At 71.5% G+C, this 19,604-nt stretch carries 19 protein-coding genes and 1 tRNA gene; 14 read left to right on the forward strand and 6 right to left on the reverse strand.

What is annotated here, in order from left to right:
* Nucleotides 1-440, reverse strand: a 440-nt coding sequence (locus ABZ371_RS12895) for an MFS transporter (protein WP_358677580.1), incomplete at its 3' end; no start/stop codon positions are given.
* Between the two features lie 294 nt (nt 441-734).
* Complete coding sequence (locus tag ABZ371_RS12900) at nt 735-2,351, reverse strand: potassium/proton antiporter (protein WP_358677583.1); 1,617 nt, start codon at nt 2,349-2,351, stop codon at nt 735-737.
* Nucleotides 2,352-2,626: 275 nt separating this feature from the next.
* On the opposite strand from ABZ371_RS12900, the gene ABZ371_RS12905 reads away from it, so the two are divergent.
* Nucleotides 2,627-5,374, forward strand: a complete 2,748-nt coding sequence (locus ABZ371_RS12905; RefSeq protein ID WP_358677586.1) for a penicillin acylase family protein — start codon at nt 2,627-2,629, stop codon at nt 5,372-5,374.
* A gap of 39 nt (nt 5,375-5,413) precedes the next feature.
* Here the strand turns inward: ABZ371_RS12905 and ABZ371_RS12910 are convergent, their stop codons facing one another.
* Nucleotides 5,414-5,995 carry a 5-formyltetrahydrofolate cyclo-ligase gene (locus ABZ371_RS12910; RefSeq protein ID WP_358677589.1) on the reverse strand — a complete coding sequence of 194 codons (582 nt, stop codon included), beginning with the start codon at nt 5,993-5,995 and terminating at the stop codon, nt 5,414-5,416.
* A 106-nt stretch (nt 5,996-6,101) separates the two neighbouring features.
* On the opposite strand from ABZ371_RS12910, the gene galU reads away from it, so the two are divergent.
* The 7 genes from galU to ABZ371_RS12945 all read left to right on the forward strand — a co-directional run bounded on the left by galU (nt 6,102) and on the right by ABZ371_RS12945 (nt 11,545).
* Entirely contained in the window at nt 6,102-7,004 is a 903-nt protein-coding gene (galU, locus tag ABZ371_RS12915; RefSeq protein WP_358677592.1) for a UTP--glucose-1-phosphate uridylyltransferase GalU, read from the forward strand.
* Between the two features lie 4 nt (nt 7,005-7,008).
* The gene (glp, locus tag ABZ371_RS12920; protein ID WP_358677595.1) at nt 7,009-8,319 is read left to right on the forward strand and encodes a gephyrin-like molybdotransferase Glp; all 1,311 of its coding nucleotides are present in this window, start codon (nt 7,009-7,011) and stop codon (nt 8,317-8,319) included.
* 124 nt (nt 8,320-8,443) lie between these two features.
* Nucleotides 8,444-8,944, forward strand: coding sequence for a cyclic pyranopterin monophosphate synthase MoaC (moaC, locus tag ABZ371_RS12925; protein ID WP_358677598.1), 501 nt, complete (start codon nt 8,444-8,446; stop codon nt 8,942-8,944).
* Nucleotides 8,941-9,474, forward strand: a complete 534-nt coding sequence (locus ABZ371_RS12930; RefSeq protein ID WP_358677601.1) for a MogA/MoaB family molybdenum cofactor biosynthesis protein — start codon at nt 8,941-8,943, stop codon at nt 9,472-9,474. The genes moaC and ABZ371_RS12930 overlap by 4 nt, the downstream gene beginning before the upstream one ends.
* Nucleotides 9,475-9,491: 17 nt before the next feature.
* The gene (locus ABZ371_RS12935) at nt 9,492-10,112 is read left to right on the forward strand and encodes a GNAT family protein (RefSeq protein WP_358677603.1); all 621 of its coding nucleotides are present in this window, start codon (nt 9,492-9,494) and stop codon (nt 10,110-10,112) included.
* Between the two features lie 124 nt (nt 10,113-10,236).
* Nucleotides 10,237-11,385: a gephyrin-like molybdotransferase receptor GlpR gene (gene glpR / locus ABZ371_RS12940; RefSeq protein WP_358677606.1), complete on the forward strand. Its 1,149-nt coding sequence runs from the start codon at nt 10,237-10,239 to the stop codon at nt 11,383-11,385.
* A gap of 86 nt (nt 11,386-11,471) precedes the next feature.
* Nucleotides 11,472-11,545 (forward strand) — tRNA-Ala (locus ABZ371_RS12945).
* Nucleotides 11,546-11,569: 24 nt separating this feature from the next.
* Here ABZ371_RS12945 and ABZ371_RS12950 read toward each other — a convergent pair.
* Nucleotides 11,570-11,926 (reverse strand): tyrosine-type recombinase/integrase, encoded by a 357-nt coding sequence (locus ABZ371_RS12950; protein ID WP_358677608.1) that lies wholly within the window; start codon nt 11,924-11,926, stop codon nt 11,570-11,572.
* A 675-nt stretch (nt 11,927-12,601) separates the two neighbouring features.
* On the opposite strand from ABZ371_RS12950, the gene ABZ371_RS12955 reads away from it, so the two are divergent.
* The gene (locus tag ABZ371_RS12955; RefSeq protein WP_358677611.1) at nt 12,602-13,387 is read left to right on the forward strand and encodes an SAM-dependent methyltransferase; all 786 of its coding nucleotides are present in this window, start codon (nt 12,602-12,604) and stop codon (nt 13,385-13,387) included.
* Between the two features lie 83 nt (nt 13,388-13,470).
* On the opposite strand, the gene ABZ371_RS12960 is transcribed toward ABZ371_RS12955, so the two are convergent.
* Nucleotides 13,471-13,947 carry a GNAT family N-acetyltransferase gene (locus ABZ371_RS12960; protein ID WP_358677614.1) on the reverse strand — a complete coding sequence of 159 codons (477 nt, stop codon included), beginning with the start codon at nt 13,945-13,947 and terminating at the stop codon, nt 13,471-13,473.
* A 49-nt stretch (nt 13,948-13,996) separates the two neighbouring features.
* Here ABZ371_RS12960 and ABZ371_RS12965 point away from each other — a divergent pair, with 49 nt between their 5' ends.
* Complete coding sequence (locus ABZ371_RS12965; RefSeq protein ID WP_358677617.1) at nt 13,997-14,821, forward strand: exodeoxyribonuclease III; 825 nt, start codon at nt 13,997-13,999, stop codon at nt 14,819-14,821.
* Between the two features lie 166 nt (nt 14,822-14,987).
* Here the strand turns inward: ABZ371_RS12965 and ABZ371_RS12970 are convergent, their stop codons facing one another.
* Entirely contained in the window at nt 14,988-15,692 is a 705-nt protein-coding gene (locus ABZ371_RS12970; protein ID WP_358677630.1) for a MerR family transcriptional regulator, read from the reverse strand.
* A 170-nt stretch (nt 15,693-15,862) separates the two neighbouring features.
* Here ABZ371_RS12970 and ABZ371_RS12975 point away from each other — a divergent pair, with 170 nt between their 5' ends.
* The 4 genes from ABZ371_RS12975 (at nt 15,863) to ABZ371_RS12990 (ending at nt 19,496) form a co-directional block, all read left to right on the forward strand.
* Nucleotides 15,863-17,383, forward strand: coding sequence for an NAD(P)/FAD-dependent oxidoreductase (locus ABZ371_RS12975; RefSeq protein WP_358677619.1), 1,521 nt, complete (start codon nt 15,863-15,865; stop codon nt 17,381-17,383).
* Complete coding sequence (locus ABZ371_RS12980) at nt 17,380-18,321, forward strand: alpha/beta hydrolase (protein ID WP_358677622.1); 942 nt, start codon at nt 17,380-17,382, stop codon at nt 18,319-18,321. Before ABZ371_RS12975 ends, ABZ371_RS12980 begins: the two co-directional genes overlap by 4 nt.
* Nucleotides 18,318-19,202 (forward strand): SDR family oxidoreductase, encoded by an 885-nt coding sequence (locus ABZ371_RS12985; protein WP_358677625.1) that lies wholly within the window; start codon nt 18,318-18,320, stop codon nt 19,200-19,202. Before ABZ371_RS12980 ends, ABZ371_RS12985 begins: the two co-directional genes overlap by 4 nt.
* A gap of 84 nt (nt 19,203-19,286) precedes the next feature.
* On the forward strand, nt 19,287-19,496 hold the full coding sequence (locus ABZ371_RS12990; protein WP_358677627.1) for a hypothetical protein: 210 nt from the start codon (nt 19,287-19,289) through the stop codon (nt 19,494-19,496).
* Nucleotides 19,497-19,604 lie beyond the last annotated feature (108 nt).

The raw sequence follows: 19,604 nt of genomic DNA on the forward strand, positions 1-19,604 counted from the left end.
GCCGGCCGCCCCGGGGCGGCGCCGAGCCGGGCCGCCCAGCGGGCGCGGACCATGGGCCCGACCTGGGGGATCGACGCACCGGTGGGCACGGCCGCGAGGAACAGCGCCCACAGGGGCGCGTGCGCCAGGGCCAGCGCCGTGAGCGAGCCGACGGAGACGGCGTGCACGAGCACACCGGGGAGCAGCACGGCACGCTGGCCGAAGCGGTCGGCGAGCCTGCCGCTCTGCGGGGCGAACAGGGCCATGGACACGCCGGAGACGGCGGCCACGGCACCCGCGCTGCCGTACGAGCCGGTGGTGTGCTGGACCAGGAGCACGATGCTGATCGTCAGCATCGCGAAGGGCTGTCGGGCGGCGAAGCCCGGAAGGAGGAAGGTCCACGCACCCGGGGTGCGCAGCAACTGCCCGTAACCGGGGCGGTCGGAGACCGTGGACGCCACGGTCCTTGCCTTTCTGCCGCCTGGTGGCCGTGCTCCCTGGGCCCGCACCGGAGTGCCGGGGCCCGCGGGCGCTGCCGAGAGCTGTCCTCTTCGCGCGGGACTGCGGTAGATGCCGGGCGCTCGCTCCAGAGGCGAAAGGCGCCACGACCGCCATACGGTCGCGCCAGCTCTGCATCAGGCAGAGTTGGTCGATCAATTCAAATCGGTTGGATCAAGGGGTAACAGTCCTTCATCCTACAGGCGCACGGCCCGTTGGGCCTGTGATCGGCACGAGGTGCGCGTCACCACCACCGATCAGTGGCTGGCCTTCGTGCCGTCCGCGGCACTGTCCGTCCCGGACCGCGGTGTGCCGCCGGCCGTACCCCGGGACGCGGAAGCGGGTGCGGAAGCGCCGCCCGCCCGTCCCTCGCCGCCCCTGCCCAGTTTCTTGGCCAGCTTCACGACGTGCGGCAGGTCCAGGGAGCTGTCCTGACGCACCGCCCCGCCCGTCCCCAGCCAGCCGGCGAGCTTGCCGCCCTGGCCGACGGCCCGCAGGCGCGCCTCGGCCGCGTCGCGCACCGGGTCGGTGGCGACGACCAGGAGCTCGTCCCCACGCCGCAGGACGGTGGACGGCGCCGGCACGAAGCTCTTGCCGTCCCGGACGACGAGGGTGACGGCGGCCCCGGCCGGCAGCCGCAGTTCGGCGACCTCCACACCGTGCATCCTCGACTTCCCGGGGACCGCCACGGACAGGAGGTGCCCGCGGAGCCGCTCCAGGGGCGCCGACTCGATGCCCAGGTCCGCGGTCTCCGAGGGGTCGTCCGCGATCTTCAGGGCCTTGGCGAGCCAGGGAAGGGTGGGCCCCTGGATGAGCGTGTAGACGACGACGAGCACGAAGACGATGTTGAAGACCCGGGTGCTGCCCTCGATCCCGGACACCATGGGGATGGTCGCGAGGATGACGGGCACGGCGCCGCGCAGCCCCGCCCAGGACATCAGGGCCTTCTCGCGCCGCGGCAGCCGGAACGGCGCCAGGCTGATGAAGACGGACAACGGCCGGGCGACGGCGGTGAGGACCAGCCCGACGACCACCGCGGGCCAGAAGTCGTCGATGAGGTCGTGCGGGGTGACCAGCAGGCCGAGCAGGACGAACATGCCGATCTGTGCCAGCCAGCCCAGCCCGTCCGCGAATCCCCGGGTGGCCGGCCAGTGCGGCAGCTTGGAGTTGCCGAGGACCATGGCGGCCAGGTACACGGCGAGGAACCCGCTGCCGTGCGCCATGGCGCCGGCCGCGTACGCGGACACCGCGATGGCCATCACGGCGATCGGGTAGAGACCGGACGCGGGCAGGGCGACATGCCGCAGGCCGAGGGACCCGAGCCAGCCCACGGCGAGGCCGATCGCCGCTCCGATGGCCAGCTCCATGGCTATCTCGCCCACCAGGACGTACCAGTGCTCCACGGGGCCGACCGTGGAGAACGCGACGACGAGGATGACGACGGGTGCGTCGTTGAAGCCCGACTCGGCCTCCAGCACGCCCGTTATGCGGGACGGGAGGGGGACCTTGCGCAGGACGGAGAAGACGGCCGCCGCGTCGGTGGACGAGACGACGGCGCCGATGATCAGGGCCTGCCGCCACTCCAGGCCGACGAGGTAGTGCGCCGCGCTCGCGGTGACGCCCACGCTGATGCCGACGCCGACGGTCGAGAGCACGGCCGCCGCCGGGAGGGCGGGCCTGACCTCTTTCCACTTCGTGCCCAGGCCGCCCTCGGCGAGGATGACGACCAGGGCGGCGTACCCGATCACCTGGGTCAGCTCGGCGTTGTCGAACTTGACGTCGAAGAAGCCGTCCTGGCCCATGGCGATGCCGATGCCGAGGTACAGGAGCAGGCTGGGGAGCCCGCTGCGCGACGAGATGCGTACGGCCGCCACGGCGACCAGCAGGACGAGTGAGCAGACGAGCAGAAGTTCGTTGAGCGCGTGGACAGTCAGGGTCCGTTCCTTCCCTGCGTACGCCTTCCGGATCGGCCTCCGGCGGCCAGTACTTCGTTACCTTACCTAATCTTTAACGTTTTCTTGACGCTTCGAGTCTTCGTGCGAGCGGTACGCAAATGGAGGCATCCCCGTACCGCGTCCGAGTGGCTCCGGCGGGGCGCCTATGGTTGCTCCTGCACTCCCAGGACCACCCTGCCCCTCGAAGGACAGCGATGCCCGCCAATACAACCGCCCCTTCCGGTTCTTCCGATGCGAAGAAGTCCGGCAGGAAGAAGGGGCGACGTGCCCGCCTGCTCGTGATCGTCCTGGTGCTGGCGCTCGTCGCGGGTGTCGGTTACGGCGCGTTCTGGTCCGTGTCCACGGTCCGGGCCTCGTACCCGCAGACCACCGGCTCCCTCGAACTCGCGGGACTCACCGGCAACGTCGACGTCAAACGCGACGACCACGGGATCCCGCAGATCTACGCGGACTCCGACAGCGACCTCTTCCGGGCCCAGGGCTTCGTCCAGGCCCAGGACCGGTTCTGGGAGATGGACGTCCGCCGCCACATGACCTCGGGCCGGCTGTCGGAGATGTTCGGCTCCGGCCAGGTCGAGACCGACGCCTTCCTGCGGACGCTGGGATGGCGTCAGGTCGCGCAGAAGGAGTACGACGAGGTCCTGAGCCCGGACACCAAGAAGAACCTCCGGGCGTACGCGGAGGGGGTCAACGCGTACCTCGAGGGCAAGGACGGCAAGGACATCTCCGTCGAGTACGCGGCACTCGGCCTGACCAACGACTACAGGCCGTCCGAGTGGACGCCGGTCGACTCGGTCGCCTGGCTCAAGGCGATGGCCTGGGACCTGCGCGGCAACATGCAGGACGAGATCGACCGCTCGCTGATGACCAGCAGGCTCGGCGAGAAGCAGATCGAGGACCTCTACCCGGCCTACCCCTACAAGAAGAACAAGCCGATCGTGGGGCAGGGCGCCGTCGATCCCGTCACCGGGAAGTTCGACCAGGACGCGGAGCCGTCGGACGGCATCGGCTCGGGGACCGTCCAGGACGCCACCGAGGGCCTGAACACCCAGCTGTCGGCGCTCTCCGACACCCTCGACGAGATCCCCGCCCTGCTGGGCCCCAACGGCACCGGCATCGGGTCGAACTCCTGGGTCGTCTCCGGTGAGTACACGACGACCGCCAAACCGCTGCTGGCGAACGACCCGCACCTGGCACCGATGCTGCCCTCGCTCTGGTACCAGATGGGGCTGCACTGCCGTCAGCTGTCGGACACCTGCCGCTACGACACCGCCGGGTACACCTTCTCGGGGATGCCCGGTGTGATCATCGGCCACAACCGGGACATCGCCTGGGGCTTCACCAACCTCGGGGCGGACGTCACCGACCTCTTCCTGGAGAAGGTCTCGAGCGACGGGTACCAGTACGACGGCAAGACCGAGCCGTTCGTCACCCGTGAGGAGACCATCAAGGTCGCGGGCGGCAGGAGCCGGAAGATCACCGTCCGCGAGACCAACAACGGCCCGCTGGTCTCGGACCGCAGCGGCGAGCTGGAGAAGGTCGGCAGGAGGGCGCCGGTGACGACCTTCGCGCCCGACCGCGGTGACGGGTACGGGGTCTCCCTGAAGTGGACGGCGCTGCGGGCCGGCAAATCCATGGACGCGGTGTTCGAGCTCAACCGGGCCAAGGACTTCACGACCTTCCGGAAGGCGGCCTCGCACTTCGAGGTGCCCGCCCAGAACCTCGTCTACGCGGACACCGAGGGCCACATCGGCTACCAGGCGCCCGGCACGATCCCGGTCCGCCTGCAGGGCGACGGCACGCTGCCCAGCCCGGGCTGGAACCCGAAGTACGGCTGGGCGAAGGAACCCGTCCCGTTCGACGAGCTGCCGTACGAGTACGACCCGGAGCGCGGCTACATCGTCACCGCCAACCAGGCCGTCATCGACGACGACTACGAGCACCTGCTCACGAAGGACTGGGGCTACGGCGCCCGCAGCCAGCGGATCAACGACCTCATCGAGTCGAAGATCAAGGACGGCGGGAAGATCTCGACCGACGACATGCAGAAGCTCCAGATGGACAACTACAGCACCATCGCCGCCGAACTGGTGCCCAAGCTGCTGCGGATCGGCATCTCCGACAGAAGCGTCCGTGAGGCCCAGAAGCTGCTCGAGGGCTGGGACTACACCCAGGAGCCCGACTCCGCCGCGGCCGCGTACTTCAACGGCGTCTGGCGCAACATCCTCAAGCTCGCCTTCGGCGACAAACTCCCCAAGGAGATGCGGGCCAAGGGCGACTGCATCTACGTGGAGCCGATCGCCGGCACCGGGCCGGTGGACGAGCAGGACGAGCTCGTACGGGAATGCGGTCAGCGCGATCCCGACGCGGCCCAGCCGGACGGCGGCGACCGCTGGTACGAGGTGGTCGACAGCATCCTCGACGACACCGGCAACGCCTGGTGGAAGGTGCCGGCGAAGGGGCGCGAGGCGGCCATCGACAGCCGTGACGAACTCTTCGCCCGTGCGATGAAGGACGCCCGCTGGGAGCTCACCGCCGAGATGGGCAAGGACGTCAGCAGCTGGAGCTGGGGCCGGCTGCACCAGCTGACCCTGCGCAACCAGACCCTCGGCACCGAGGGCCCCGGCCTCCTGCAGCGGGCACTCAACCGCGGCCCCTGGCACCTCGGCGGCGGAGAGGCCGCGGTCAACGCGACGGGCTGGAACGCGGCGGGCGGCTACGACGTCATCTGGGTCCCGTCCATGCGGATGGTCGTCAACGTGGGGGACTGGGACAAGTCCCGCTGGATCAACCTCACCGGTGCGTCCGGGCACGCCTTCAGCGCGCACTACACGGACCAGACCGAGAAGTGGGTCGACGGCGAGCTCCTCGACTGGTCGTTCGGGACCAACGCGGTGGGGCAGTCCACCGTGGACACCCTGACGCTGACGAAACCGTCCTGACACCCGCCGGACCGGGCCCCGCCGCCGGAGCGCCGCGCCTCAGCGCACGAAGCGGAGGGTCCGGGCCGGGGTGACGACGGCGTCCACGGGGTGGTCGTGCGGTTCCTCCGGGACCCGCGCGACCACCTCGTCGTCGTGGAGGAGGACGACGAGGGCCGGGTGGGCCCCGGCCGCCGCCAGCCGGGCCAGCACGCGGTCGTAACTCCCCCCGCCGCGGCCGAGCCGCATGCCGCGCCGGTCCACGGCGAGCCCCGGCAGCAGGACCGCGTCCGCTTCGAGGACCGCGTCGGGACCGAGCCGTTCGCCGTCCGGCTCCAGCAGGCCCCGCCCGGCGGGTTCGAGGTGCCCGGCGCCCCGGTAGGCGGCCCAGTCGAGGTCGTTGTCCGCCATGAGCACGGGCAGCAGCACCCGCACGCCCCGGGTGCGCAGGGCGTCCAGCAGAGCGTGGGTGCCCGGCTCGCGCCCTACGGACACGTACGCCGCCACCGTCCGGGCGTCCGCGAGTTCCGGCAGGGCCGCGGCGCGGGAGGCGAGGAGTTCAGCGGCTTCCACGACGTCCCCGGAGGTCAGGAGGCGACGGGCGGCCAGCAGTTCGCGCCGCACCAGCGCCTTTCTGGACATGTCATCGTTCAACAGGTGCTCACGTACCTCGCGTATGGGTGCATATGTGGGCGAAGTTAACCGGACGCTCATCTTCCGCCCATGGGGAGCGGTTAGAGTTCGGCGCATGACTCAGTCGCGCCCCAGGATCAGCAAAGCTGTCATCCCAGCTGCAGGTCTTGGCACCCGGTTCCTGCCGGCGACCAAGGCCACTCCCAAGGAGATGCTGCCTGTCGTCGACAAGCCCGCCATCCAGTATGTCGTCGAAGAAGCCGTCACGGCAGGCCTCTCCGACGTGCTGATGATCACCGGCCGCAACAAGCGTCCCCTGGAGGACCACTTCGACCGGAACTACGAGCTGGAGTCGGCGCTGACCCGCAAGGGCGACGACGAGCGCCTCTCCAAGGTGCAGGAGTCGAGCGACCTGGCGACCATGCACTACGTCCGCCAGGGCGACCCGCGCGGTCTGGGCCACGCGGTCCTGTGCGCGGCCCCGCACGTGGGCGACCAGCCGTTCGCCGTGCTCCTCGGTGACGACCTGATCGACCCGCGCGACCCGTTGCTCGCGCGGATGGTCGACGTGCAGGAGCGTGAGGGCGGGAGTGTCGTCGCCCTCATGGAGGTCGACCCGGCCCAGATCCACATGTACGGCTGCGCGGCCACGGAAGCCACGACGGACAGCGACGTCGTACGCGTCACGGGGCTGGTGGAGAAGCCCGATCCGTCCGACGCGCCGAGCAACCTCGCCATCATCGGCCGCTACGTCCTCGACCCCGCGGTCTTCGGCATACTGCGCCGGACCGAACCCGGCCGCGGCGGCGAGATCCAGCTCACCGACGCCCTGCAACTGCTGGCCGAGGACGAGAAGATCGGCGGCCCCGTGCACGGCGTCGTCTTCAAGGGCCGCCGCTACGACACCGGGGACCGCGGCGACTATCTGCGTGCCATTGTCAGACTCGCGTGCGAACGTGAGGACCTGGGCCCGGACTTCCGGACCTGGCTGCGCAGTTACGTCACGGAGGAGTTGTAACAGCTTGAGCGGCACGATCTGGTCGGTTGACGAGCACCTGGACGACATCCTCGCGGCGGTGAGGCCGCTCGAGCCGATCGAGCTGCAACTGCCCGACGCCCAGGGCTGCGTCCTCGTCGAGGACGTCGTGGTGGAGATCGCCCTGCCGCCGTTCGACAACAGCTCGATGGACGGATACGCCGTCCGGGTCTCCGACCTCGAAGGTGCCGACGAGGAGTTCCCCGCCGTGCTCACCGTCATCGGCGACGTGGCGGCGGGCGACGGAGGCCTGCCCGGGGGCCGCTCCGTCGGCCCCGGCGAGGCGGCCCGCATCATGACCGGTGCCCCGCTGCCCGCGGGCGCCGAGGCGGTCGTCCCCGTGGAGTGGACCGACGGCGGCACGGGTGGCGGCCCGGCGGCCGCCATGCGGGCCCACAGCGAAGCGCCGGAGGGCGCGAGCGGAGAGGTCCGCGTCCACCGGCCCGTGCGGGCCCGTGCCCACGTCCGGGCCAGGGGCAGCGACGTCCGCCCCGGAGACCTCGCCCTGCGCGAGGGCGCGGTCGTGGGCCCGGCGCAGATCGGCCTGCTCGCCGCCATCGGGCGCTCCACGGTGAAGGTGCGGCCCCGCCCGCGTGTCGTGGTGGTCTCGACCGGCAGCGAGCTGGCCCAGCCGGGCGAGGAGCTGACCGGCGGCCGGATCTACGACTCCAACAGCTTCGCTCTGACGGCGGCGGCCCGAGATGCCGGAGCGATCGCCTACCGCGTCCCCGCCGTCGCCGACGACGCGGCCACGCTGCGCGCCACGATCGAGGACCAGCTCATCCGTGCCGACATCGTCGTCACCACCGGTGGCGTGAGCGTCGGCGCGTACGACGTGGTCAAGGAGGCCCTGTCCTACGCCGACGCCGACGACGCGCCGGGCAGCGGCGTCGAGTTCCGGAAACTGGCCATGCAGCCGGGCAAGCCGCAGGGCTTCGGCTCGATCGGCCCGGACCACACCCCGCTGCTGGCGCTGCCCGGCAACCCGGTGTCCTCGTACGTCTCCTTCGAGCTGTTCGTGCGGCCGGCGATCCGGGCCCTGATGGGTCTGCCGGACGTCCACCGGCCGACGGTGCGGGCCCAGCTCGACGTCGGCGAGGCGCTCGCCTCGCCCGCCGGCAAGCGCCAGTTCCTGCGGGGGAGGTACGACGCCGGGGCGGGCACCGTCACTCCCGTCGGCGGTGCCGGTTCACATCTGATAGCCGCCCTCGCGCAGGCGGACGCGCTGATCGTGCTGCCCGAGGACATGACCTCCGCCGAGCCCGGCACGGAGACCGAGGTCATCCTGCTCCGCTGACTCCCGCCCGGTGGCGGTACGGTATCTGGCGCTGTGCCTTACCGGGGGAAGCCCCCCGGGCCCCCGGCTCCCACCTCCGTGCGGGCCGAGCGGGCATCGGCGCCCTACCGCTAGGCGGAGTGAGTTGAGTACGCAGAACAGACTGACGCACATCGACGAGGCGGGCGCGGCCCGCATGGTCGACGTGTCGGAGAAGGACGTCACGGCACGCGTCGCCCGGGCGAGCGGCAGGGTCCTGGTGTCGCCGCGTGTCGTCGAGCTCCTCAGGGGTGAGGGAGTCCCCAAGGGCGACGCGCTGGCCACCGCGCGGATCGCCGGGATCATGGGCGCCAAGCGCACCCCGGACCTGATTCCCCTCTGCCACCCGCTCGCGGTGTCGGGGGTCGAGGTCGATCTCGGCGTCGCCGACGACGCGGTGGAGATCCTGGCCACGGTGAGGACCACCGACCGTACGGGGGTCGAGATGGAGGCGCTGACCGCCGTCTCGGTCGCGGCGCTCACGGTGATCGACATGATCAAGGCGGTCGACAAGAGCGCCGTCATCACGGACGTCCGCGTCGAGGCCAAGTCGGGCGGCAAGTCCGGCGACTACCGGCGTCCCGCGCCGGAGGGGGCGGACGCATGAGCAGGCCCGGCACGGATCCGCGGGGCGACGGCGGGGCCGTTCGTTCCGCCCTCGTCGTGACGGCCTCGAACCGGGCGTCCGCCGGTGTCTACGCGGACAAGGGCGGCCCCGTCATCGCCGAGGCGCTCAGGGGCCTCGGATTCGCCGTCGACGGACCGCGGGTCGTCCCCGACGGCGACCCCGTGGAGGCGGCTCTGCGGGAGGGCACGGCGGCCGGATACGACGTGATCGTCACCACCGGCGGTACCGGCATCTCGCCCACGGACCGCACCCCCGAGGCGACGCGGAGCGTCCTGGACCGGGAGATCCCGGGCATCGCCGAGGCGATCCGTGCCGAGGGCCGGGACAAGGTCCCCACCGCCGCGCTCTCCCGCGGCCTCGCGGGCGTCGCGGACACCACACTGATCGTGAACCTGCCCGGGTCCACCGGCGGGGTGCGCGACGGACTGGCCGTCCTGAGCAGGCTTCTGGTGCACGCCGTCGACCAGCTTCACGGCGGCGACCACCCCCGACCTGGGAGCCCGAGCTGAACGTCCCGACCTGGCCGGTGATCCTGACGGACGGCGAAGTCACTCTCCGCCCCATCAAGCTGCGGGACCAGCGCGAGTGGCGCGAGGTCAACCGCCGCAACCGCGACTGGCTGCGGCCCTGGGAGGCGACCGTCCCGCCACCGGCCCCCGGGGGCCCGCCCGCCCGACGTCCCACCTACCGGCAGATGGTCAGGCACCTGCGTGCGGAGGCGAACGCGGGACGGATGCTGCCCTTCGCCATCGAGTACGAGGGGCGCCTCGTCGGGCAGTTGACGGTCGCCGGGATCACCTGGGGTTCCATGTGTTCCGGGCATGTCGGCTACTGGGTCGACCGGGGCGTGGCGGGCCGCGGCGTCGTGCCCACCGCGGTGGCGCTCACCGTCGACCACTGCTTCGGCACGGTCGGACTGCACCGGATCGAGGTCTGCATCCGGCCGGAGAACGCGCCGAGCCGGAGGGTCGTGGAGAAACTCGGATTCCGCGAGGAAGGTCTGCGGCCGCGCTATCTGCACATCGACGGTGCGTGGCGGGACCACCTGATCTACGCCCTCACCGCGGAGGAGGTGCCGGACGGGCTTCTGCGGCGTTGGCGCAGGGTACGGCCCCGTACACCGCACCCACCCGGGGAAATGCAATAAGTGTTCGAATTTGATCGCTCTCCGAACACAAAGGAATGCGATCGTGTCGCGCACTGGCCCGAACAATCGCAAAAAAAGTCCGTGATATCAGCCGGATCGTGCGACACACCGGGCCAATTGGCGGATGCCGCCGTGCAAACCCCTCTACGGTGTGAGCGTGAGCAGCAGCGGCCTCATCTACGCAGTCATCGTCGGGGCTTGGGCCGCCTACCTGGTGCCGATGTGGCTCCGAAGGCAGGACGAGCTCAACGAGGCCCGTCCGACGGAACGCTTCAGCACCGCCATCCGGCTGCTGTCCGGACGGGCGGCCATGGAGCGCCGATACGCCAAGGAGTTGCGGGAGCGCGGTGCCGAGGAGGCGTCCGCCGACGTGGACCCGGAAGCTGTCACGGACCGATTGGAGTCCGTCGACGTCCGGGCCTTCGCCGCGCCCTCGACGCATACCGAAGCCCGGTTGCGCGACCCGGCGCACGAGCGTCCCGGCGCCGAGCGGCCGCAGGCGCACCCGGCCGGCCCCGCGCCGGTCCGGCGCCCTCGTGGGCCCGGCGCGGAGACGGAGCGGGAGCGTCGTGCGCGGCGCTCACAGGTCCTGGCACGCCGCCGGCGCACGACGACGGTTTTGTTCCTGGCGTTCACGCTGGGCGCGGTCGTCGCGGCGGTCGGCGGGCTGCGTTTCCTGTGGGCGCCTGCCGTGCCCGCCGTGATGCTCAGCGCGTACATCGTGCACCTGCGGTCGCAGGAACGGCGCCGGTTCGTCTTCACCATGGACCGGCGACGGGCGGAGGACGCGGCGCAGCGGCTCCGCGAGAACAGGCCCCGCAGGCACCAGTCCGCCGCGACGGCTCCCGCCGAGCCCGACGAGGAGCCCGAAGCGCCGGCCCCCACGCCCACGGTCTCCCCGCAGGAGGCCGGCCGCCGTGCGCTCGTCGAGCAGACGGACCACGCCGAGTGGGTCGACCAGCAGCGTGAGCGCGGACCGGCCCAGGGCGACAGCTGGGAGCCCGTCCCGGTCCCGCTGCCGACCTACGTCACCGCCCCCGTCGCCCCGCGCGCCACGGGCGGGGTCGAGGTCGGCGACCCGGAGACGTGGAGCGCCGCCCGTTCCAGCCCGGCCGAGCCCACCCAGACGGGGACCTCGCACCCCGTCGCCCCCGACGCGGACCAGACGCCACGCCGGCGCCCCGGCCCCGCCCGCCGGACCCGGGACCGGGGCCGCACCCCCCTCTTCGACCAGTACGACGACGAGGACAGGCCGCGCGCGGCCAACGAGTGACACTCCGGCGAAGCCGACTCGGCTGACCTGCGGGATACGGATTTCCGAGCACCCCGATGAGGGTGCTAGAGTTTCACTCGTTGCAAGGGCCTGTGGCGCAGTCTGGTAGCGCACCTCGTTCGCATCGAGGGGGTCTGGGGTTCAAATCCCCACAGGTCCACCGCACGTCAAAGCCCCTACCGGGTCACCTGGTAGGGGCTTTGAGCTGTCGTACAGCAGTGGGGTACAGCGACTGCCCCGGATCTTGCCGACCCAGATGCCTGCCGAGCTTCCGCGGTACCTTCCGCGTCGCCTCAGGCGGAACGTGGGTGTAGCCCCCCGTCGTGACGGCGATCTTGCTGTGCGGAAGGATCTGCATGGCGATCCGCGGGTACGTGTCCAAGGCGGCGAGAAGTGAACCGCAGGTGTGCCGGGTGTCGTGAAGACGGATCCTGAGGACGCCGGCCTTCTCGGACCGATCGGTGAACGACCGGTCGAAGTTCCTGGGCTCGATCGGGGTCCCGTACCGCGTGGTGAAGACGAAGCCCGTGCCCGACCACAACTCCCCGGCGGCCTGGCTGCCTCCGGCTCCTACCTACGGAGCTGGAGAGCAGTCACACAGATCTGCTCCACGGTGTGTGGGTCGAAGGCGGCCGGGATGGAAGCCAGGCGGGTGGCTGGTCGAGGAGCGTGGATGGGTGCGCCATCTCGATGCGAGACAGGAGCCAAGCTCAGATGGTCCTCAAGACCTGCCGTTCAGGGTTCCACGGGTGAGGGCTGGCTGCCATGGTGATCTCCACGCGGAACACGATCGTGTGCCGCGGGCTACTGCCATCAGGCAGCGAGGAGACGCAGATGCTCGGACTGTTGGGCCCGGGAGAGATCATCGGCATAGCCGTCGGGTTCGTTGCCCTTGCAGGTGCCGCCGTAGTGGCTGTCAGGTGGTTCAGGGCAGGGTCGCGGTAGACCGGGCAAGTCAGGAGGGCCGGATCTCGAAGGTCGGGCACCAGGCGGGGCACCGTCAACCGACAGCACGGGCGTCAAGTGCAGCCCCGGGGAGAGGTGTTGGGCGAAGTCGTCCTGGTGCCGTAGCGGCACACGCCCGGCTCCACGCCGGGGCGACCAGCCGGTAACCTGGGGCGTCCTCGCCCACCCGCTCCTTCGTGGCCGCCGTTGAGGTCCGTCCGGGCCGGTGCCGGGGTCCGCCTGTTCGTGGTTCCGTACGGAGGAGTGTCCTGTGACGGCCGGTGTACCCGACTCCTGTATCGACACCAGCAAGCCGCATCCGGCGCGCGTCTACGACTGGCTCCTCGGCGGCAAGGACAACTACCCGGTCGATCAGGAGGTCGGGGAGAGGCTGCCGGCCGAGGCGCGGGGCAACGCGGCGCGGAACCGGGCGTTCATGCACCGGGCGTCCGCCTGGCTGGCGGGACGGGGAATCGACCAGTTCCTGGACATCGGCACCGGCATACCCACCGCGCCGAACCTCCACCAGATCGTGCAGGCGGTCGTCCCGCGGGCGCGGGTCGTGTACGCGGACAACGACCCCATCGTCCTGCGGCACGCGGAAGCGTTGCTGGTGAGCCGGCCGGAGGGGGCGACCGACTACATCCAGGCGGATGTGCGCCGGCCCGGGGCCATACTCGAACGCGCGGCGGGCCTGCTGGACTTCGGGCGGCCGATCGCCTTGTCCCTCATCGCGCTGATGCACTTCCTCCCCGACGACCAGGACCCGTACGGCATCACCCGCACGCTGGTCGACGCGTTGCCCTCGGGAAGCTACCTCGTCCTCTCCCACGGGACCGCCGACCAGCACCCGGAGCTCAGGCAGGGGACCGAGTCCGCGTACAGGAAGGGCGAGATCGCCCTGCGGATGCGTACGCGCGGTGAGGTCGAGCCGTTCTTCGACGGCCTGGAGCTCGTCGCTCCGGGATTGGTGACGGCGCCCGAGTGGTACAAGGAGGGGCCCGCGCCGGTGTACGAGCGGAGCGGGTTCTACGTGGGCGTGGCGCGGGTTCCGTGAGGCGGGTTCCGCGGCTCGGCTCCCGCGAGGCGGGGTCCGTGAGGCGGGGTCCGTGAGGCGGTCGTCTTCCTCCGGGCCCGGCGCTACAGCTGCTTGGCCATGCAGATGCTGCTCTCGTACTCGCGGTAGTGGCCGAACTTCGCGCAGGTGGTGTAGCCGCAGGAGGTGTACAGCGCGATCGCCTCGGGCTGCTGGTCGCCCGTCTCCAGGACCATGCGGGTGCGGCCGGCCGCGCGGGCGTCGGCCTCCAGGGCGGCGAGGATGCGGCGGGCCAGGGCGCGTCCCCGGGCCTCGGGGATCACGAACATCCGCTTTATCTCGGCGTCACCGTCGGAGTAGCCCTCGGCGTTCCGCTCCTGGCTGCGCCAGCCGCCGGTGGCCACGGGCCGGTCCTGCTCGTCGTAGGCGAGCAGGTACAACCCGTGCGGTGGGTCGAACATCGTGGGGTCCAGGGGTGTGATGTCGCCCTCGTCCCCGTAGCGCTCGGCGTACTCGAGCTGCACCTGGTCGTTGAGTTTGACGGCATCGGGGTGATCGAAGGAGCTGGGCCGGATAAGCATGCGATGCATCGTACAGGTATGCAGGTGGGGGAGTCGGTAGTGTGCCGGGATGCTCACCGTCACCAGCGTAAACGTCAACGGGCTCCGTGCCGCCGCGAAGAAGGGTTTCGTGCCGTGGCTGGCGCGGACCGAGGCCGATGTGATCTGCCTCCAGGAAGTCCGTGCCGAGGCGCAGCAGCTTCCGGAGGAGGTGCGGGAGCCGGAGGGCTGGCACGTCGTGCACGCCCCGGCGGCCGCCAAGGGGCGTGCGGGTGTCTCCCTCTACACGCGGCACGCGCCGGAGCGGGTGCAGATCGGGTTCGGTGGCTTCGGAGTGCCCGGGAGTGAGGAGTTCGACACGAGCGGGCGCTACGCCGAGGTCGATCTCCCCGGTGTGACGGTGGCGAGCCTGTACCTGCCCTCCGGTGAGGCCGGCACGCCGAGGCAGGAGGAGAAGGAGCGCTTCATGGCGGCCTTCCTCCCGTACCTGGCGGGCCTGAAGGCGCGGGCGGCCCTCGAGGGGCGCGAGGTCGTGGTGTGCGGTGACTGGAACATCGCGCACCGCGAGGCCGACCTGAAGAACTGGAGGTCGAACAGGAAGAGTTCTGGCTTCCTCCCCGAGGAGCGGGAGTGGCTCACCCGGGTGTTCGACGAGGCGTCCTACGTGGACGTCGTCCGGCGGCTGCACCCCGATGTCGAGGGTCCGTACTCGTGGTGGTCGTACCGCGGCAGGGCGTTCGACAACGACGCGGGCTGGCGCATCGACTACCAGGTGGCGACGCCCGGGCTGGCCGAGCGTGCCGTGAAGGCATGGGTCGAGCGGGCGGCCACGCACGGTGAGCGCTGGAGCGACCACGCGCCGGTCACGGTCACCTACGGGGACCGCGCCCGCTGAGGGGTGGTCGCCGGTGGGTGACGGTCCCGCATCTGGCCGGCCGGCCGAGGGGCGGCGGGAGCCGGTGCGGAGCGGCGCCCGTCGTGCCGGGGGCCCGCGGGGCGCTCCGGGCGGCGGCTGTCCGCCGGCCCGAGCGGCGAGCCTCGCCCCCCGGGGCGTGCGGCGGCTACGGCTGCTCGGTTCCCGCGGCTCCCTCGGTTCCCCCGGCGTCCTCACCGCCCCCGGCGCCGGAGTCCGCCGCCCCCCGCGCGGCGTCCTCGCCGCGCAGTCGGCGGTCCAAGGCCATGGACAGCTCCGCGTCCACCACCGCGTGCGCCAGCGGGCGCAGTTGCCCGCTGTCCGTGCCGGCCGTGTGCGCGACCAGGGTGCGTACGAAGAGGTCGGCCAGGGCTTCGGCGTGCTCGCGGACGAGCCGGCCCGAGGACAGCACCGAGGAGAGCGGCACGCCTTCCCGTACGAGCTCCGCCGAGACCTCCAGCAGGCGGCGGCTGATGTGCACGATCGCGTCGCCGTCGGTGCCCAGGTAGCCGAGGTCCAGGGCGGCGGCGAGGTTCTCCGCCGTGGCCTCCTCCCCGAAGTAGTCGGCGAGCTGCTCGGGAGTGAGCCGGACGGGGACCTCCTCGGTCGGTTCGCCCAGGCCGAGCACTTCGGCGACGTCCCTGCCGCTGTCGAAGGTGGTGGCGAGGTCGGCGATGCCGTTCAGGGTGTGCCCGCGTTCCAGCAGGCCCGTGATGGTGCGCAGCCGGGCCAGGTGGTGGTCGTCGTACCACGCGATGCGGCCCTCGCGCCGGGGCGGCTGGATCAGCCCCCGCTCCCGGTAGAAGCGCAGGGTGCGCACGGTTATGCCCGCCTTCTCGGCCAGCTCCTCCATGCGGTATTCACGGTGCTCGCGTCCGTCAGCCACACCCGCACCCTATGTTGTACCGCCGGTAACTTTCTTTGCCCCGCCCCCTACCCATCAGTACGCGGCTGTTCTACCCTCCCAACAATGCCAGTGATTGCTGGCAGAGTCGTATGGCGTACCGCGGGGAGGCGGCAAGCATGTCCCAGCACGAGCACGTACGAGTGGCGGTGATCGGATCCGGATTCGGGGGCCTCGGCGCCGCGGTCCGGCTCCGCCGCGAGGGGATCACCGACTTCGTGGTCCTGGAGCGGGCCGGGTCGGTCGGTGGAACCTGGCGTGACAACAGCTATCCGGGCTGCGCCTGCGACGTACCGTCCCACCTGTACTCGTTCTCCTTCGCCCCCAACCCCGACTGGCCGCGCACCTTCTCGGGCCAGGAGCACATACGCGCCTACCTGGAGCACGTGGCCGACACCTTCGGGCTGCGGCCGCACATCCGGCTCGGCCACGAAGTCACCGTCATGCGCTGGGACAACGAGGAGCTGCACTGGGTGATCGAGTCGGCGAACGGCGCGACGGTCGTCGCCGACGTCGTCGTCTCGGCGACCGGCCCGCTGTCCGACCCCAAGCTGCCCGACATCCCCGGACTCGCCGACTTCCCCGGCAAGGTGTTCCACTCCGCCCGCTGGGACCACGACTACGACCTGCGCGGCAAGCGGGTGGCCGTCGTCGGCACCGGCGCCTCCGCCATCCAGATCGTGCCGGAGATCCAGCGCGAGGCGGGCCGGCTCACGCTGTTCCAGCGCACACCGCCCTGGGTGATGCCGCGCATGGACCGTGCCATCAGCGGGGCCGAGAAGTGGCTGCACCGCGCGCTCCCCTTCACCGGCAAGGCCCGGCGCGGACTGCTCTGGGGCATTCGGGAACTGCAGGTGGGCGCCTTCACCAAGCACCCCGACCAGCTCGGCCTGGTCGAGTCGATAGCCAAGGCCAACATGGCGCGGGCGATCAAGGACCCGCAGCTGCGGGCCAAGCTGACCCCCTCGTACCGGATCGGCTGCAAGCGCATCCTGCTCTCCAGCGCCTACTATCCGGCGCTCGCCCAGCCCAACGTGGACGTGGTCGCGTCCGGTCTGGCCGAGGTGCGGGGCTCCACGGTGGTCGCCGCGGACGGTACGGAGACCGAGGCGGACGTGATCATCCTCGGCACCGGCTTCCACGTGACGGACATGCCGATCGCCGAACGGGTCGTCGGCGCGGAGGGCATCACGCTCGCCGAGTCCTGGAAGGGCGGCATGCAGGCGCTGCGCGGCGCGACGGCGGCGGGCTTCCCCAACTGGATGACCATCATCGGCCCCAACACCGGGCTCGGGAACTCCTCCATGATCCTCATGATCGAGTCCCAGCTCAACTACATGGCCGACTACCTCCGCCAGCTGGACGTGCTGGGCGAGCGGGCCGCGCTCGGCGCGCGGACCTCGGCCGTGGGTGCCTGGAACCGGCGGGTCCAGGAGCGGATGAAGCGGACCGTGTGGAACACCGGAGGGTGCACCAGCTGGTACCTCGACGCCGAGGGCCGCAACACCACGGTCTGGCCCGGCACGACCGCGGAGTTCCGCCGGGCGACGCGCGCCGTCGACCTGGCGGAGTACGAGGTGATCCGGCCCCCTGCCCCGGACCTCCGGGAGAAGGCCCTCACCGAGGAGGCCGCACGATGAGCAGGCTGTCGCGCCGGGCGGACACCACGCCGGCCCCCGTACGCGAGCTGACCGTCACCTCGGCCGACGGCTCGCGCGTCCACGTCGAACTGCACGGGCCCGACGACGCCCCGGCCGTGGTGCTCGCCCACGGGTGGACCTGCAGTACCCGCTTCTGGGCGGCCCAGGTGCGCGACCTGGCCGCGGACCACCGTGTCGTCGTCTACGACCAGCGGGGCCACGGCCGTTCGCCGGAACCGGGGCCCGGCGGCTACAGCACGCACGCACTGGCCGACGACCTGGAAGCGGTGCTCAGGGCCACGCTCGCCCCGGGGCAGAAGGCCGTGCTCGCCGGGCACTCCATGGGTGGCATGACGATCATGGCGTCCGCCGGCCGGGACGCCGTGCGCGAGCACGGGGCGGCCGTGCTGCTGTGCAGCACCGGCAGTTCCCGGCTCACAGCCGAATCCCTGGTGCTGCCCTTGCGCGCCGGCGCCCTCCGGACCCGGCTGACCGCCGCCGTCCTCGGGGCGCGGGCCCCGCTCGGGCCGGTCACGGGGGTCTCGAAGGCGATCCTCAAGTACGCGACGATGGGCCGTGGTTCGGCGCCGGAGCGGGTCGACGCGTGTGCCAGGATCGTGCACGCGTGTCCCCGCCGCGCACGCGTCGCCTGGGGGCAGGTGCTCGCGGAGCTCGACTTGGAGGCGGACGTGCGGGAGCTGCGGCTCCCGACCGCGGTGATCGCGGGCACGGACGACCGGCTGACGCCCCCCGTGCACGCGCGTGCCATCGAGGCGGCGCTGCCGCAGAGCCTCGGGCTGACGGAGCTGACCGGTACGGGGCACATGACGCCGATGGAGGCGCCCGAGGTCGTCACGGCGAAACTCCGGGAACTCGTGGACCTGTACGTCACTGTGGACGGTGCGGCGCACGCCGTGAGCGAGGAGGAGGTCGCATGAGCGACAGGCGGAGTCTGGACGGACAGGTCGTCGTGGTCACCGGCGCGGCACGCGGGGTGGGCGAACTGCTGGCGCGCAAGCTGTCCGCGCGGGGCGCGAAGCTCGCCCTGGTGGGGCTGGAGCCGGACGAACTGAAGAAGGTCGCGGAGCGGCTGCACGGGGACAGCGACCACTGGTTCGCCGACGTCACCGACCACGTGGCCATGGCGCAGGTCGCCCGTGAGGTGAAGGAGCGCTTCGGCAAGATCGACGTCGTGGTCGCGAACGCCGGTGTCGCCTCGGGCGGGCCCCTCGTGGACTCCGACCCGGAGGCCTGGCGGCGCGTCATCGAGGTGAACCTGATCGGCGGTGCCGTCACGGCGCGGGCCTTCCTGCCCGTACTCATGGAGAGCCGCGGCTACTTCCTCCAGATAGCGTCCCTGGCCGCCATCACCCCGGCGCCGATGATGAGCGCGTACTGCGCGTCCAAGTCGGGCGTGGAGGCGTTCGCGCACAGCCTGCGGGCGGAGGTCGGCTACCGGGGCGTCAAGGTCGGGGTCTGCTACCTGTCGTGGACCGACACCGACATGGTGCGCGGCGCCGACCAGGACGACGTCATGCGGGAGTTGCGGCAGCGGCTGCCGTGGCCCGCGAACCGCACCTACCCGCTGGGGCCGGCGGTGGACCGGGTGGTGGCCGGGATCGAGCGGCGGTCGGCGCACGTGTACGCCCAGTGGTGGCTGCGCGGCATGCAGTCGATACGGGGGTATCTGCCGATGGTCATCGGGGCCGTGGGGCAGCGTGAGATGAAGCGGTTCGGGCCGCGGCTCGACGGGGTGAGCAAGGGCCTCGTGGGGGCCGGGGGTGAGGCGGACCGGGCGGCGCGTGCACAGCGTAACTGATCGAAATGCGCTGGATGTCCGGGTGTGTAAGTCTGAGCGAGGTCCTCACGGGGCCACCCACGCACCCACATAGGAGTGAACAGCATGGGCATCGCAGACCAGTTCAAGGACAAGGCGCAGGAGCTCGCCGACCAGGCCGAGCAGAAGAAGCAGGGCGGCAAGCGGGACGGGTCGCAGGACCGCTCGTCCGACGCGGCCGGCCGTGCCGCGGACAAGGCCTCCGGCCGCGAGTCCGGGGTGCGGGACCGCGCGCAGGACGCGGCCGACCGGACGCGTGAGCGCTTCGACCGCTGACGCGGGCGGGCAGCGTCCGGCGCCTTAGCGTCCGCGTTGCACGAGGGGCGGGGGCCGCCTGCCCCGGCGGGGGCCCCCCCCCGCCGGGGGGGGCCCCGGGGAGCGGAC

It is taken from the genome of Streptomyces sp. NPDC005899, assembly GCF_040629645.1.
In the GTDB taxonomy this organism is placed as follows: domain Bacteria; phylum Actinomycetota; class Actinomycetes; order Streptomycetales; family Streptomycetaceae; genus Streptomyces.